This is a genomic window from Mediterranea sp. An20 (assembly GCF_002160055.1).
GTDB classification, from domain to species: Bacteria; Bacteroidota; Bacteroidia; order Bacteroidales; family Bacteroidaceae; genus Bacteroides; species Bacteroides avicola.
The window spans coordinates 51,970-65,113 of sequence record NZ_NFJV01000007.1 but is presented as its reverse complement, the minus strand read 5'-3'; the positions used below and the strand labels follow the sequence as shown (position 1 = coordinate 65,113).

Genomic DNA, 13,144 nt, shown 5'->3' with positions numbered 1-13,144 from the left:
AGTAAACAGTTGACAAACATAAATATGAATTCCTCTTACGATGAAAGTAAAGTCCTGGAACTCTTGCGGGACGAAAGCACGCAGCGGAAAGGGTTTGAGATGGTGGTGGCGCAATACAGCGAACAACTTTACTGGCAAATCCGCCGTCTGGTGCTCTCGCATGAAGATGCCGACGACTTATTACAGAATACATTCATCAAGGCTTGGATGAATATAGACTATTTCCGGGCAGAAGCCAAGCTCTCTACCTGGCTTTACCGCATAGCCTTGAACGAGTGTCTTACTTTCTTGAACAAACAGCGCGCGGAAGCCACGGTTTCGTTGGACGACCCCGATGCTGCCGTGTTGCAGAGGCTGGAGAGCGACCCGTATTTTTCGGGCGACAATGCACAGCTGCTGCTACAGAAAGCGTTGCTGACACTGCCCGAAAAACAACGCATGGTGTTCAATCTGAAGTACTATCAGGAAATGAAATACGAAGAAATGTCCGAGATATTCGGCACCTCGGTGGGAGCGTTGAAGGCTTCGTATCATCACGCGGTAAAAAAAATACAGAAGTTTTTGGAAGAATCATTTTAAACCTTTGCTATGAACAGATGTCTAAATGAACAGAGAAAGGAGGACAGCTTATGACAACAGAAGACAGCTTGCAGAAAAGAATTGGAAAGGAAAATGCCTTCCGGGTGCCCGACGGGTACTTTGAGAGCTTTACTTCGAAAGTAATGAACAGCCTTCCGGAGAAAGAGAAAATAGAAGAGCCCCGTAAGCCTACTGCATGGGAGAAGGTAAGACCCCTGCTCTACATGGCAGCTATGTTTGTGGGAGCTATGCTGATTATCCGAGTCGCTTCGTCGCACTACACACCGGGGGCCGATGTTGCCGCCGATGAAGAAATAGAACAAGAAGTGGAATATATCGACATGGCTATGGAAAATAGCATGATGGACGATTATTCTCTCTATGTCTATCTGTCGGCGGATGACGGTGAATAAACATTTAATTTATTTGACAGGTGAAAACAATGAAAAGATTACTTGTGGCAGTGGTATTGCTGTGCGGATTTCTTCCGTGGCTTGTAGCGGCAGAAGGCTGCGACCAACATTTGACAAAAGATGAGTTCCGCAACCGGCAAAAGGCTTACATCGTAGAGAAGGCCGGGCTGACCGAGGAAGAGGCAGCTGCTTTCTTTCCCCTTTACTTTGAATTGCAGGACAAAAAGCAACAATTGAACGAAGAAGCTTGGAGCTTGTTGCGCGAAGGCAAGAAAGAAGGTGTGAGCGAAGAACGGTATGAAGAAATAATGGAAGGTGTATATGATGCCCGTATCTCGGCAGACAAACTGGAGAAGGCATATTTTGGTAAGTTCAGGGATATACTGACTTGTAGGAAGATTTATCTGGTGCAGCGGGCAGAGATGAGTTTCCACCGAGAGCTGCTGAAAGGTATGCGCGGTAAAGGTGCTCCCCGTAAAGGCAGGAAGTAGGCTGCTCTCTTGGTGGAGTGGTGAAAGATACCATCTCGTAGGCGCGGATTACGCGATTGTTCACGGATAAGTGTTATATGCTATCCGTGTGGTTCGTGTAATCCGCGCCTTTCTGTTTTTATCCCTCTACTTGCAGCATCAGTCCCACGCCGCGTACTGTCTTGATAGTAACCTGCGGTTCGTCTTCCAGCAGCTTGCGCAGCTTGTTGACAAATACGTCGAGGCTGCGTGAAGCAAAATAGTCTTTGTCTTCCGTACCCCAGTAACGACTGAGAATAACCTCCCGTCGCACTGTTTCGTTTTTGTTTGCAGCCAAGATTTGCAACACCTGGGCCTCGCGCACACTCAGTGTCTGCACCTTGCCTGTGCTGTCGTCGCGCAGGGTGGCGTGGGGAGCGTCGAAGGTGAAACGTCCCAGTCGGTAGCATTCTGTTTCATCGTGAGAGCGCGGGTTGTTTTCCGTCATTTGCAGGATGGCATGTACGTGGGCATCCAGTTCATCGGGAGCAAAGGGCTTCTTCACGTAGTTGTTCACGCCCAGTTTGTAGCCCTCCTTCACGTCACGGGGTGAGGTGAGGGCAGAGCCGAAGAGGATGGGCGTTGTTTTGTCTGTCTCGCGGATGCGGCGCACCATGTCGAAGCCGTTCATCACGGGCATGTCGATGTCGCTCACGATGATGTCGGGTTTGTGTGCCTCCCATTGCTTCAGGCCTTCAGCGCCATTGGTGGCGGTGAATACCTGATAGCCTCCGATGAGGTCTTCGAGGGCGGTTTGCACGATGTAGCTCAGGTTGGCATCGTCTTCTACAAGTAATAGTTTTACCATAATTAATTAAGCATTATGAATGAAGAATGAAGAATTGGGCGCGTGGCGTCGGTGTTCTTCGCTCTTCACATTCTTTGTTGTTTCTATTGACTAACTGATTAACTAAATTCTTCATTTTTCATTAAGATGATGAACTCCGTCCACCGCCCTTCCTCGCTCTCGGCGCGGATGCGTCCGCCGTGTGCCTCGACCACCTGGTGTACGAAGTTCAGCCCCAGCCCGAAGCCTTGCGCGGGGGCGTTGCTTTCGTCGGAGGCACGCTCGTATTTGTTGAAGATGCTGCGCAGGTGTCGACGGGAGATGCCCCGGCCGTTGTCGCGAACGCGCAGTTCTGTCTCGTGGCGGCTCGCGGGGCGGGTGCTGACGTGTATCTCCACGGCGTCGGCATCGGGGCGGGTGTATTTGATGGCGTTGTCCACGAGGTTCTGCATCACTTCGGGCCAATACTCGGGGTCGGCCAGGAGCGTGGGCACGCGGAGGTCAGCAGTGATGCGCAGGGGCTTGGGGCACTTGGGGGCAAGGCGTTCGGCCAGCGCGTCCAGCAGGGGTTGCAGGGACAGGGGCTCGGGCGACATGTGCATCTTGTGGTTCTCCAGCTTCGAGATGGTCAGTATCTTGTTGGTGAGGGCCAGCAGGTGGTCGGCCTCGTCGCGGGCTATCTGGAAGTAGCGGTCACGCAGGGCGGGCTTGTCGTCCAGGCGGCCTTCGTGCAGGGGGCGCAGGGTCATGATGATGCTGGAGAGGGGCGTCTTCAGGTCGTGCACCATGGCGTAGGAGAAGTCCTCGCGGATGCGGAGCACGCGGCTCATGCGGCGCAATATCTTCACCTGCCACACGATGCAGAAGATGACGAAGAGCATCATCACGGCGGTGGCGGCGAGGAGGAGGCCCATGCGGGAGAATATTATGCGATATGGATTTAATAGAATAGCTTGAACGCTTTGTGATTCATCTATTCTGAGGGGAATTATTTTTGTTTCTATCACATTCCACCGTTGTTTCTTTTCTGTTTTATTCATCAGAAAATAGAAATCCGTTTCTATATGATGTTTCGCCAATGCAGCTTTATAGATGGAGTCTAAGTTATTGAGATTAATATTGATGTCGTATTTACTTAAGCTCTGAAATAGGTATGTTGCTTCTGGGAAAGTCTCTTTCTTACCAGTGCGAGGTGCTCCTAAGAATCTTGTACCTTTAGGCAATTCTTTGAAATGTGTTGTTGCTTCTTCTAGCGTGGATTGTTCAAAGATTTCGTTATACGTTTTTATTAGTTCTCTTTTCAACACATTGAACGAATTATACAGCCACACTCCTTGCAGCCCGATAATGACTACCAGGCCGAGCAGTGCCATCCAGTGTATATACTTCTTGTTTTCAATCATAGGGCCAAAGATACGTAGTTTTTTCATATCAGCGTTCGTTTCCGGGTGATAAAATCAGTTCGTTACACTGCCACGGCATGCTCTTGATAGGGACATGAGGCTGTCGTGGCAGTAGAAAGAGATGGCTAAAAAGGCTTTTGAGGTAATATGAACAAGACCTTTTCGCAGTTTCTTTGCAGTGAAAAGAGGGTGTCTTGGCAAGGCGTCGGCCGTATCGCACCGGTATGCAGACTGTCGGTTGTGTCGGCATGCGGTGCGTCGGCAGAAGCGGGGATGAACAGATTGACAAAGACCGTTGCCGCTACGGCCAGAAAGATAGTTAAGCATTTCATACGTTGTTTCAATGTTTAAGTTCGTGCGGCAAAGGTAGGCAGACGAAGATAGGGGACGGGTTAAGGTTAGGTTAATGTTAGGTTAACACTCCGACCGTCGGTCATTGAAACATCAGCATTATTTCCTTCTCCTGCATCCATTGGTCTGGAAGAAATCGTCCATCATCAGCTCATAGTTGCCTTGAAGCACGATGTGGTGGTTGCCCAGCGGATTCTTGAGGAAGTAGTCTGCGGAAGAGTTGAGTTGTATGCGCACTTGTGTCCGGCAGAGGTTGAGATAATTGGTGTTCTCAGTCAGTGTGCCGGTAGTGAGGTAATATTCATCCAGGCATTCCCCTCCGCATTTCACGAGCGTAACCTCGCCCGTCGGAGCCAGTCCTTGTATCCCTATGCCTTTCTTTGTCTCGAAATGGCTACGCAGCACGAAGCGGTCGGTCAGCTTCAGGCCAATGGTGCAGTGTGCCAGCACCACCTCATTGGTATGGGTATTGACCAGCGACGGGTTGCCCATGAACGACTCCTTTCCCGTCATGGCCTTGACTGCCAGCATGGTGAATATGGCCTGCAAATCGCCCTCGCAGGCGGCAGGTATGCCCTCATCGTTCAGTAGTGCCAGCGCCAGGCATCCGGTGGTATCAGTCTCTTCTAACAGCCGGAAGCAGCTCAGTGTGAGGCCCGTCAGTCGGTCTTCGTCCACTATGCGCCGGATGGCACGGTAAAGTCGCATGGCTTTCAGCATGTCATCCGGTGTAGCTTCACGGCAAGCCAGAGCGCGGGTAGCCAGGTGAGCGCAGGCTTCGCCTACTTCATCGTCTGTTACCTGCCGGTAGTATTCACAGACTCTTTCCAGCGGAATGTCCACGTACTCTATGCCCCAGCGCTGCTTGCTCAACAGGTAGTCTGCTTCGCTGGCAATGAGCCACGGGGCGGGGGTACCTATTACGCCAATGCGCGAACCGGCCAGGCGACGTTGCGCCTTGAAGTTGGCATGTAGTACGAAGATACGTTTGATGACCTTGGAAAGTTCGCCGTGCAGAATCTCGCATTTCATGCCTCTGGCTTGGAGCCAGGCAGAGATTTCGAGGGCAGCAGCCAGCGAGTTCTGCATGCCGTCGGCAAGGAGAAGCACAGGGCGGGGCAGTTGTTCGAAATGTTGGATGACCAGTCGCTCCACGCCTCCTGTGGCAATGAACACCAGCGCAAAATCATCCGGTTTGAGGCGCGACATCTCCCGATAGTCTACCAAGCGGACGGTGAAATATTTTTCGAGTTCGGCTAATATGATTTCGTGGCACCTGCGGACGGTGGTCTCGGGGTGCAGCATAGATGCAAAAGCGATAAGGTTGATTACCATAGTGTCGATATTGGTTTTACGCTGTAAAGGTAGTCCTTTCGATTGAAACCGCATAGCTTTTCCCGTTGATTTGCTTTAATTATTGCAAAAGCAAGCTAATGTGCCGATACAGTGGCAGAGCAGGTACAGAACGGTATTTTCTAATATATAACGAGCCTGCTGCTTATGGCTTGGCAGCAGACTGCTTATCGCTTAGCTTCTTTTTGTGAAGGGCTTGCCAGAGAAACCGACATAAAACGCGGAGAAACGAAGGCCGGAATGTTACGAAACTTTGTCTCACGGTGTCTCAGTGTTTGATATGAATTAAATCTAATTGGTTACTTAAATCTGACTGATTACTTACTTATTAAAATATATTGCGTACATTTGCAGTCCAAAATACCAATCCTAACAATTAAGAAAACAGAATATGCCAGTCATATCCATCCGCGGGACAGAGATGCCCGCTTCGCCCATCCGTAAGCTCGCTCCTCTGGCCGATGCCGCCAAGCAGCGCGGTGTGCACGTGTTTCACCTGAACATCGGACAGCCCGACCTGCCTACGCCGAAAGTGGCTTTGGATGCCATCCGCAACATCGACCGCAAGGTGCTGGAATACAGCCCCAGTGCCGGATACCGGAGTTACCGCGAGAAGCTGGTAGGGTATTACGAGAAATACAACATTCATCTGACGGCAGATGACATCATCGTCACCGCCGGTGGCTCCGAAGCGGTGCTTTTTTCTTTTCTGGCCTGTCTGAATCCGGGAGACGAGATTATTGTCCCCGAACCTGCATACGCCAACTACATGGCTTTTGCCATCTCAGCCGGAGCCCGTATCCGCACCGTAACCACTACCATCGACGAAGGGTTTGCGCTGCCCAAGGTGGAGAAGTTTGAAGAACTTATCAATGAGCGTACCCGTGCCATTCTCATCTGCAATCCCAACAACCCGACGGGTTATCTTTATACCCGCAGGGAAATGAATCAGATACGTGACCTGGTAAAGAAATACGACCTCTTCCTCTTTTCGGACGAAGTCTACCGTGAGTTCATCTATACAGGCTCGCCCTACATCTCGGCCTGTCACCTGGAAGGGATAGAGCAGAATGTGGTGCTTATCGACTCGGTATCGAAACGTTATTCGGAATGCGGCATCCGTATCGGAGCCCTTATCACAAAGAACGAGGAAATCCGCCGGGCCGTCATGAAATTCTGTCAGGCTCGTCTGAGTCCTCCGCTCATTGGACAGATTGCCGCCGAAGCTTCGCTGGATGTGGACGAAGAATATCTGCGTGACGTGTACGATGAATATGTAGAGCGCCGTAAGTGCCTTATTGATGGGCTGAACCTGATTCCCGGTGTCTACTCGCCCATTCCTATGGGAGCTTTCTACACAGTGGCACGTCTTCCGGTAGACGATTCCGACAAGTTCTGTGCCTGGTGCCTCTCCGATTTTCAATACGAGGGGCAAACGGTGTTCATGGCACCGGCTTCCGGTTTCTATACCACGCCGGGTGCCGGGCGTAATGAGGTGCGCATCTCGTATACATTGAAGAAAGAAGACCTGACACGGGCGCTTTTCATCCTGCAAAAGGCCCTGGAAGCGTATCCCGGACGGGTGGAATGAGCTTGAGTTGTCATCCTAACCATCAGGCTTTATGAGTTTGTCTCTGTTCATTGCACGTCGCCTTTATCAAGGCGGACAGAAAGAGCGGCAAGTGTCTCGGCCGGCCGTGCTTATTGCCAAAGCAGGCATTGCCATCGGTCTGGCGGTGATGATTATAGCCGTATGCGTCATTGTCGGCTTCAAAAGCGAGGTGCGTGATAAGGTGGTAGGGTTCGGAGGACATATTCAAATCAATAATCTGGAGCAGACGCAGCCTTACGAACCGATGCCTGTCGGGGTAGAGAAGAGCCTGATGGATACGCTGCTGGAATTCCCGCAAGTGGAGCACATCCAGCGTTATGCCGTTAAGCCGGGAATGCTTAAGACGGAGGATGCCTTCCAAGGCATGGTATTGAAAGGGGTGGGGCAGGAGTATGACTATTCATTTTTCCGCGCTCATCTGCTGGAAGGAGAATTCCCGACTTTTACCGATTCCGTCTCGTCCAATCTGGTAGTCATTTCCCAAACAATGGCCGATAAACTGAAACTGAAAGTGGGCGACAAGCTGGATGCTTATTTCATTGAAGACGAGGTGCGCGTTCGTCGTCCGCGGGTGGCAGGCATTTATCGTACGGGCTTTTCCGAATACGATAATCTCTTTATATTTACAGACTTGCATACGGTGAACCGCTTGAATGGGTTTCAGCATGACCAGGCTGGAGGATTGGAAGTGCGTTTGACAAACTATGCTGCTTTGGAGGATTGCACATGGGAGATTGCTTCTTATTTGGCAGGACGTACCGACCGTTATGGGGCAGAATATGCCGTTTGTAATGTGGAGCAGCTGAACCTGGCTCTTTTTGCATGGCTGGGCATTTTGGATGTGAATATCTGGGTGATATTGGCGCTGATGACGGGCGTGGCCGGCTTTACGATGATTTCCGGTCTGCTCATCATTATTATAGAGCGCACACCTATGATTGGCATTCTGAAATCGTTAGGTGCAGAAAATGCCCTTATCCGCCGGGTGTTTTTGTGGTTGTCGGTGTTCCTTATCGGGCGCGGAATGCTCTGGGGCAATGTGGTGGGGCTGGGGATTTGCCTGATTCAATCTCTCACCGGAATGTTTACCCTCGACTCCGATACCTATTATATGGATACGGTGCCTATTGTGTTTAATGTAGGCTATCTTGTTCTTTTAAATCTCGGCACCTTTGGAGTGTCCATACTTATGCTGGTCGGACCATCTTGTCTGATAGCCCGGATTCGGCCTGCAGATTCAATGCGGTATGAATAAGCCAAATGCCCTGTGTATGCGATAGATAGGCTGGTTTGCCTTAATTTTTTCATCCTTGTCCGGGGTGTTGTTTGGATAAAGATAGTTTTTTCGGAAAAATTCGATATGTAAATAGGAATATATTAAAAATAAATAACTTATGAACTTTTTTCAAAGGGCGAGGTAATGACTTGGAAACAGTTGCTAATTCTGTGATATGCGGTATATTTCTGTCAAACAACTCTTGTTTGATACAAAGGTACAAAAAATCTGAAAAATGAAAAGAAATGTGGCTTTTTTATCAAATGTAAAATGGAATATGCTGGAAAAACATTATCTTTGCATACACATTTTACATATTATCAAAGAAATAAGAAAGCCGTATGAACTGGATTATTCTGATTGTTGCCGGATTCTTTGAATCCGGCTTTGCTTTTTGTTTGGGGAAGATGAAAGAAGTGTCAGGCACCGAATGGTATCTTTGGGGTACCGGGTTTCTTGTCAGCCTTGCGCTGAGCATGACGCTATTAGCCAAGGCTGTGCAAACTCTGCCCATCGGCACAGCCTACCCTGTGTGGACAGGCATCGGTGCAGTGGGAACAGTGGTGCTTGGTATTGTATTCTTCCATGAGCCAGCATCGTTTCTCCGCTTGTTCTTCATCACCACACTGATAGCGTCTATTATTGGTTTGAAAATGGTATCACATTAAAACCTTGTCGGTATGGATTGGATGATTTTGATTGTTGCCGGATTGTTTGAGACGGCTTTTGCTTTCTGTCTTGGCAAGATGAAAGGAAAGCGAGGCGGAGAATACCGCCTATGGGCTATGGGCTTTATCGGATGCCTCATTGCCAGCATGTGGTTGCTTGCCGTTGCTGTACAGACTTTGCCCATCGGTACAGCCTATCCGGTATGGACGGGCATCGGAGCGGTCGGGACGGTATTGCTTGGCATTGTATGCTTCCATGAACGGGCTTTTTTTGCCCGCATCTTCTTTATGGTGACACTGATAGCGTCTATTGTTGGTTTGAAAATGGTTTAATAACGGATTGATATGTTTAGAGAAATGCGACGTAAGCGGCAATTATTGCCAACAGAAGAAAGCGTTGCCATCCTTGAAAGGATGATGAACGGGACATTGGCTCTTTATGGGGACGATGGTTACCCGTATGCCGTTCCAGTCAGTTATGTATATGCTGATGGCAAAATATACTTCCATAGTGCCATGAAAGGTCATAAGGTAGATGCCATTTTGCAGAATAACAAGGTATCATTCTGTGTAGTAGAACAGGATGACATCAGACCGTCTGAGTTTACCACTTACTTTCGAAGTGTGATAGTCTTTGGTAAAGCCCGCATATTAACAGATGAACTCGAAAAACGTGTTGCTTTGGGTTTATTGGCAGACAAGTATTCGTATGGCGAAGCTGGTATGGAGGCTGAAATAGCTAAAGGGTTCAATCATTTGCTAATGGTGGAAATTACAATTGAGCATATTACGGGCAAGGAAGCCATAGAACTGACCAAAGATAGGAATGACCGTCCTTGACATTGCTACCAACGGGAGGACAGCAAACGGTTTTGGTCTGCCCAAAACACAAACTTGCTAACCTCCCGTTTGTCAGATTTACAGCATTATTCCTTTGTCTTTACGAGGCGGTATAATTGTCCTCCGAATAGATGAAAACAGCTTGTCAAATTGCTCCTTGAACCATTCGCCAATCGGTTGCCCGTTGATGGCAAGTGCGAGTTTAGACCTGTCTTTCGGGTCTTTCACCACTTGGAAGCCAGCCCTTTCGGTCGTGAATTTTCGCCTGTGTTCTTCTGAATAGAGTTCGCCCTCGTAGAACAGCGGCTTGCCGCTGATGAGCGTGGCGGTCTGCCGCTCATTGAAACCAACTTTGAGGCAGAATTTCTCCATGTACACCAGCTCTTGGAACAATGGGAACCATTTCTTGGCTTTTTGGATAATGGATTTCAGGAATGACACTTCCTTTTGATGCTCCGCTTCCTTGTCCGACATCTCCCTGCGGTACTTAGTTTGCAGTTCCATCAGTTGCCATTGGTGTTCCTCCCGCTGCCTCTCAATCTGTTGCAGCAACAGTTCTATGCTTTCGTCACGGGCGGCAACCTCGCCTTGCAGGGTGCGGTTGTCGGCTTCCAGTTCTTTCAGCTTTCCACTGCCCAAAATAGAACCGACCCTTGCCACGAGTGCCGTTTTCGCTTCGGTCTTGACGGCTTCCAGCTTCTCCGACTTGATTTCTTTCCGTACTTCGTCAAGCTGCCGTTCCGCCTGTTGCTGTTCGGTCTGCAACTGCCGGACATTGGCTTCAAGCTCTCCCGTCTGCCGTTTCAGGTCACGGTAGTATTGGGCGGTGGTGGTGTGCCGTGCCTCCGAACCACGGATGCCACGCTGCAAGCCGTATTTCGCCATTGTTGCGGCGTAGCTGTCGTGGTAGGCTACCAGCTTCTCACGTGTCAGCAGGTCATCGGCGCACAGGCGCACGGCGTTGGATTTCTTGCGGTAGGTGCGTCTGCCCTCCGCTTGCTTCCTCCTTGCTTTCCTGCGCTCGCCCGTCACTATCGGCACGACCGTGACATGGATGTGCGGCGTATGCTCGTCCATGTGCAACACTGCCGATACGGTATTCTCCTTTCCGAACGTGCAGTACAGCCATTGCAGGTTGTCACCGCACCATTCGTCCAGCCTGCCCTCGTCCTGCACTCTTATCATGTCCTCATGTGTGCCCGAAAGCACGATGCGGATTGCCCGCACTTGGTCGGGCGTTATCTTCCGCTTGATGCCTGCCGTGCGGATGCGGTGGCTTATCGCCTCGGTGCGGTCAGCCACACCGTTAGGGAATTGCACCAGCTCGCGGTTGAGATGGGTGCGTGTGGGGTCTGCGTTCTTGGGCGTGGTCTTGCGTTCGATGTGGTCAGATGCGCCCGTGTCAGCCGACCCTTTCGCCTTGTTGATTTGGATGCTTATGTATCCCATGTTCGTTTCTCGTTTTTTAGGTTCTACAAACTTGTTTGTCGGTATCCGTTTGTCTGCGGTTCGTGCCGCACGGGCAAACGGGGGTGTCCAGAGGGGTGTAACCCCGTTGGCTCATTGGGGTGTTTTTAGCATGAGCGAAGCGGTGCGTGAAGAAAACGCCCTAATGAGCTATGGCTTTTTGCTTTCCAAAAGCCTGCGGCGGTGTCGGCGGTTTTCAGTTGCCTTTCTTCTTTTCGCCTGCGACATCGGCTTTCCCCTGTCGGTCGGCAGACCGGAAGTCCGTCCGACCGACCTGCGGATGGCGGTGTTCACCTCTGTTGCTTCCCACAGCGGACTTGATGAGGGATGAAATTCCGATGAATTGATGATTAGGCAGTCTAATGTATTGATAACAAGTAAAATAATACTTCATCAGCGTTTCATCAAACCGCTCGCCAAAAGAAAAATGATGTGTAAGTCTGCGTCCGCTTTCTCTTTTCATCAGCCCAATCCTTTTGTTGAGCTTTTGATGAGGATGTAAACTGCTGTTATTCTTTATGTTTATATACACTTTCATCATTTCATCAAAATATCAGAGTATTTCCAACTGCGCCTTGCTTGCCGTGTAGTAGCGTCCAATTCGCTTGACGGGTGAATATCCGCACTCACGGTTGTAGTCGCATTGGTAGGTGGTGTAGGAAAGTGAATTGGAAGCAGGGGTGAGCTTCCAGCATTCCTGCACCACTTTCCGAACCTGCGACTTCTCCACCTTGACTTGCGAGCAGACGAGCAACGGAACAATATCATTCAGACAGAACGAGACAGACTCAACGCCGACACTTGCCATGATGTCGAGCAACAGTTCAGCCATCTCAATCTCCAACCTGTTGCGGTTGCTTCGGATTATCTTCCGCAGGGCATCCGTCTCCAGCAGCTTCGGGTTGAACCACATACGACTTTCCTTCTCGGTGGATAGATGTCTGTGTTGCAGGAAATGGAGAAAAGCGGGTATTTCCGTTTTCAGCTTTTGCAGGAAGTCGGTGTCGTCACTCTGTAACGGCACAATCTTCCGCACCCAATAGCGTGTTTCCCCTGCGTCGATGATGACGGGCAGGTGCTCGTTGTTGGAGCAAAGCACGAACTTGGCAAAGAAGCCTATCTCGTCACGGTCTTTGCCTTTCGCCTCCACCTTGTAGGATAACGTGGTACTTAGGTTCTTCAGCCGCTCGCTGTCCTCACGGCGGTTAAGCAGCACCTCGTCCACCATGATGAGCAGCTTGCCCGCCCAGTCGGAATTGAACTGACTGCGGAAGTCCTCGTTGGTGTTGAACGTCACGTTGTTCTGGAATACGGCTTTCAGAAAGTTCAGGAACGTGCTTTTGCCCGTGTTCCTTTCTTCGGACACGAGCAGGAGGATGGGCAGCTTCTGAACGGGATAGAGGTAGAGCAGTTGCAGGTAGTCCATGCCCAACTCGTACTGTTCGCCGAAGACGTGTTCCATCAACGAACGGATGCAGGGGAAGTCGCCCTCCTGCGGCTGATGGCTTATCGGCTCGTAGAGGTTAAGGAACTTGCCGACTACAGGTTGGTAGCCCACATGGTCGGGTACGGTGCAGAAGCCGTCATACTTGGGGATGCCCGCCATGTAGTCCTTGCCGTAGTCCTGCCGCAAGGTCTCGGAGTTCCATGCGATGCGTTTCCTCACATAGCCGCCGTCAATGCGGGGCTGGTTTACAATCTTGTAGAGCGTTGTGCCTACTCGGATGAATTCTTCTTTCTTTTCCATATCTTTAATACAGATTTTAGTGCCGCCGACACCTTGTCGGCAAGCGGGTTGAACATGGGTGCAAAGCTACGGAAGGACGGCTAAAACCTTGATACGTAAAACTATGCAAAACGGCGCAAAAGAACCTGACGGATAAGAA

General features: G+C 50.2%; 15 protein-coding genes. 8 read left to right on the top strand and 7 right to left on the bottom strand.

The annotated features are described in order from the left end of the window. Positions 1–24: 24 nt before the first annotated feature. From B5F34_RS05730 to B5F34_RS05720, 3 genes are read left to right on the top strand one after another with little or no spacing between them, the layout of a single operon-like run. On the top strand, positions 25–579 hold the full coding sequence (locus tag B5F34_RS05730) for an RNA polymerase sigma factor (RefSeq protein WP_087336020.1): 555 nt from the start codon (positions 25–27) through the stop codon (positions 577–579). 50 nt (positions 580–629) lie between these two features. Continuing rightward, positions 630–992 carry a hypothetical protein gene (locus tag B5F34_RS05725; RefSeq protein WP_087336018.1) on the top strand — a complete coding sequence of 121 codons (363 nt, stop codon included), beginning with the start codon at positions 630–632 and terminating at the stop codon, positions 990–992. A gap of 29 nt (positions 993–1,021) precedes the next feature. After that, positions 1,022–1,483 carry a hypothetical protein gene (locus tag B5F34_RS05720; protein ID WP_087336015.1) on the top strand — a complete coding sequence of 154 codons (462 nt, stop codon included), beginning with the start codon at positions 1,022–1,024 and terminating at the stop codon, positions 1,481–1,483. Positions 1,484–1,601: 118 nt separating this feature from the next. Here B5F34_RS05720 and B5F34_RS05715 read toward each other — a convergent pair whose 3' ends face one another. From B5F34_RS05715 to B5F34_RS05700, 4 genes are all read right to left on the bottom strand, one after another. Then, the gene (locus B5F34_RS05715) at positions 1,602–2,309 is read right to left on the bottom strand and encodes a response regulator transcription factor (protein WP_087336013.1); all 708 of its coding nucleotides are present in this window, start codon (positions 2,307–2,309) and stop codon (positions 1,602–1,604) included. Between the two features lie 98 nt (positions 2,310–2,407). After that, entirely contained in the window at positions 2,408–3,718 is a 1,311-nt protein-coding gene (locus tag B5F34_RS05710) for a HAMP domain-containing sensor histidine kinase (RefSeq protein ID WP_087336011.1), read from the bottom strand. 98 nt (positions 3,719–3,816) lie between these two features. Next, entirely contained in the window at positions 3,817–4,023 is a 207-nt protein-coding gene (locus B5F34_RS05705) for a hypothetical protein (protein WP_087336010.1), read from the bottom strand. Between the two features lie 118 nt (positions 4,024–4,141). Continuing rightward, complete coding sequence (locus B5F34_RS05700; RefSeq protein ID WP_087336008.1) at positions 4,142–5,377, bottom strand: fucose isomerase; 1,236 nt, start codon at positions 5,375–5,377, stop codon at positions 4,142–4,144. Between the two features lie 409 nt (positions 5,378–5,786). Here B5F34_RS05700 and B5F34_RS05695 point away from each other — a divergent pair, with 409 nt between their 5' ends. From B5F34_RS05695 to nim, 5 genes are all read left to right on the top strand, one after another. Further along, positions 5,787–6,986, top strand: coding sequence for a pyridoxal phosphate-dependent aminotransferase (locus tag B5F34_RS05695; RefSeq protein ID WP_087336006.1), 1,200 nt, complete (start codon positions 5,787–5,789; stop codon positions 6,984–6,986). 31 nt (positions 6,987–7,017) lie between these two features. Further along, positions 7,018–8,262, top strand: a complete 1,245-nt coding sequence (locus tag B5F34_RS05690) for an ABC transporter permease (protein ID WP_087336005.1) — start codon at positions 7,018–7,020, stop codon at positions 8,260–8,262. A 362-nt stretch (positions 8,263–8,624) separates the two neighbouring features. Further along, positions 8,625–8,951 (top strand): multidrug efflux SMR transporter, encoded by a 327-nt coding sequence (locus tag B5F34_RS05685; protein ID WP_087336003.1) that lies wholly within the window; start codon positions 8,625–8,627, stop codon positions 8,949–8,951. Positions 8,952–8,963: 12 nt separating this feature from the next. Then, entirely contained in the window at positions 8,964–9,284 is a 321-nt protein-coding gene (locus tag B5F34_RS05680; RefSeq protein WP_087336001.1) for a multidrug efflux SMR transporter, read from the top strand. A gap of 12 nt (positions 9,285–9,296) precedes the next feature. Beyond that, entirely contained in the window at positions 9,297–9,791 is a 495-nt protein-coding gene (nim, locus tag B5F34_RS05675) for a NimABCDEF family 5-nitroimidazole reductase (protein WP_087335999.1), read from the top strand. Between the two features lie 78 nt (positions 9,792–9,869). Here the strand turns inward: nim and mobV are convergent, their stop codons facing one another. The 3 genes from mobV to B5F34_RS05660 all read right to left on the bottom strand — a co-directional run bounded on the left by mobV (position 9,870) and on the right by B5F34_RS05660 (position 13,005). After that, positions 9,870–11,240: a MobV family relaxase gene (gene mobV, locus B5F34_RS05670; RefSeq protein ID WP_087335996.1), complete on the bottom strand. Its 1,371-nt coding sequence runs from the start codon at positions 11,238–11,240 to the stop codon at positions 9,870–9,872. A gap of 214 nt (positions 11,241–11,454) precedes the next feature. Then, positions 11,455–11,721, bottom strand: a complete 267-nt coding sequence (locus tag B5F34_RS05665) for a hypothetical protein (protein WP_087335994.1) — start codon at positions 11,719–11,721, stop codon at positions 11,455–11,457. 90 nt (positions 11,722–11,811) lie between these two features. Continuing rightward, the gene (locus tag B5F34_RS05660; RefSeq protein ID WP_087335992.1) at positions 11,812–13,005 is read right to left on the bottom strand and encodes a DUF5906 domain-containing protein; all 1,194 of its coding nucleotides are present in this window, start codon (positions 13,003–13,005) and stop codon (positions 11,812–11,814) included. Positions 13,006–13,144 lie beyond the last annotated feature (139 nt).

Coding starts and splice junctions, on each gene's coding strand:
- nim (WP_087335999.1), top strand. CDS start 9,297: ATGTTTAGAGAAATGCGACGTAAGCGGCAATTATTGCCAACAGAAGAA.
- mobV (WP_087335996.1), bottom strand. CDS start 11,240: ATGGGATACATAAGCATCCAAATCAACAAGGCGAAAGGGTCGGCTGAC.
- B5F34_RS05710 (WP_087336011.1), bottom strand. CDS start 3,718: ATGAAAAAACTACGTATCTTTGGCCCTATGATTGAAAACAAGAAGTAT.
- B5F34_RS05730 (WP_087336020.1), top strand. CDS start 25: ATGAATTCCTCTTACGATGAAAGTAAAGTCCTGGAACTCTTGCGGGAC.
- B5F34_RS05700 (WP_087336008.1), bottom strand. CDS start 5,377: ATGGTAATCAACCTTATCGCTTTTGCATCTATGCTGCACCCCGAGACC.
- B5F34_RS05705 (WP_087336010.1), bottom strand. CDS start 4,023: ATGAAATGCTTAACTATCTTTCTGGCCGTAGCGGCAACGGTCTTTGTC.
- B5F34_RS05665 (WP_087335994.1), bottom strand. CDS start 11,721: ATGAAAAGAGAAAGCGGACGCAGACTTACACATCATTTTTCTTTTGGC.
- B5F34_RS05720 (WP_087336015.1), top strand. CDS start 1,022: ATGAAAAGATTACTTGTGGCAGTGGTATTGCTGTGCGGATTTCTTCCG.
- B5F34_RS05715 (WP_087336013.1), bottom strand. CDS start 2,309: ATGGTAAAACTATTACTTGTAGAAGACGATGCCAACCTGAGCTACATC.
- B5F34_RS05725 (WP_087336018.1), top strand. CDS start 630: ATGACAACAGAAGACAGCTTGCAGAAAAGAATTGGAAAGGAAAATGCC.
- B5F34_RS05685 (WP_087336003.1), top strand. CDS start 8,625: ATGAACTGGATTATTCTGATTGTTGCCGGATTCTTTGAATCCGGCTTT.
- B5F34_RS05660 (WP_087335992.1), bottom strand. CDS start 13,005: ATGGAAAAGAAAGAAGAATTCATCCGAGTAGGCACAACGCTCTACAAG.
- B5F34_RS05695 (WP_087336006.1), top strand. CDS start 5,787: ATGCCAGTCATATCCATCCGCGGGACAGAGATGCCCGCTTCGCCCATC.
- B5F34_RS05690 (WP_087336005.1), top strand. CDS start 7,018: ATGAGTTTGTCTCTGTTCATTGCACGTCGCCTTTATCAAGGCGGACAG.
- B5F34_RS05680 (WP_087336001.1), top strand. CDS start 8,964: ATGGATTGGATGATTTTGATTGTTGCCGGATTGTTTGAGACGGCTTTT.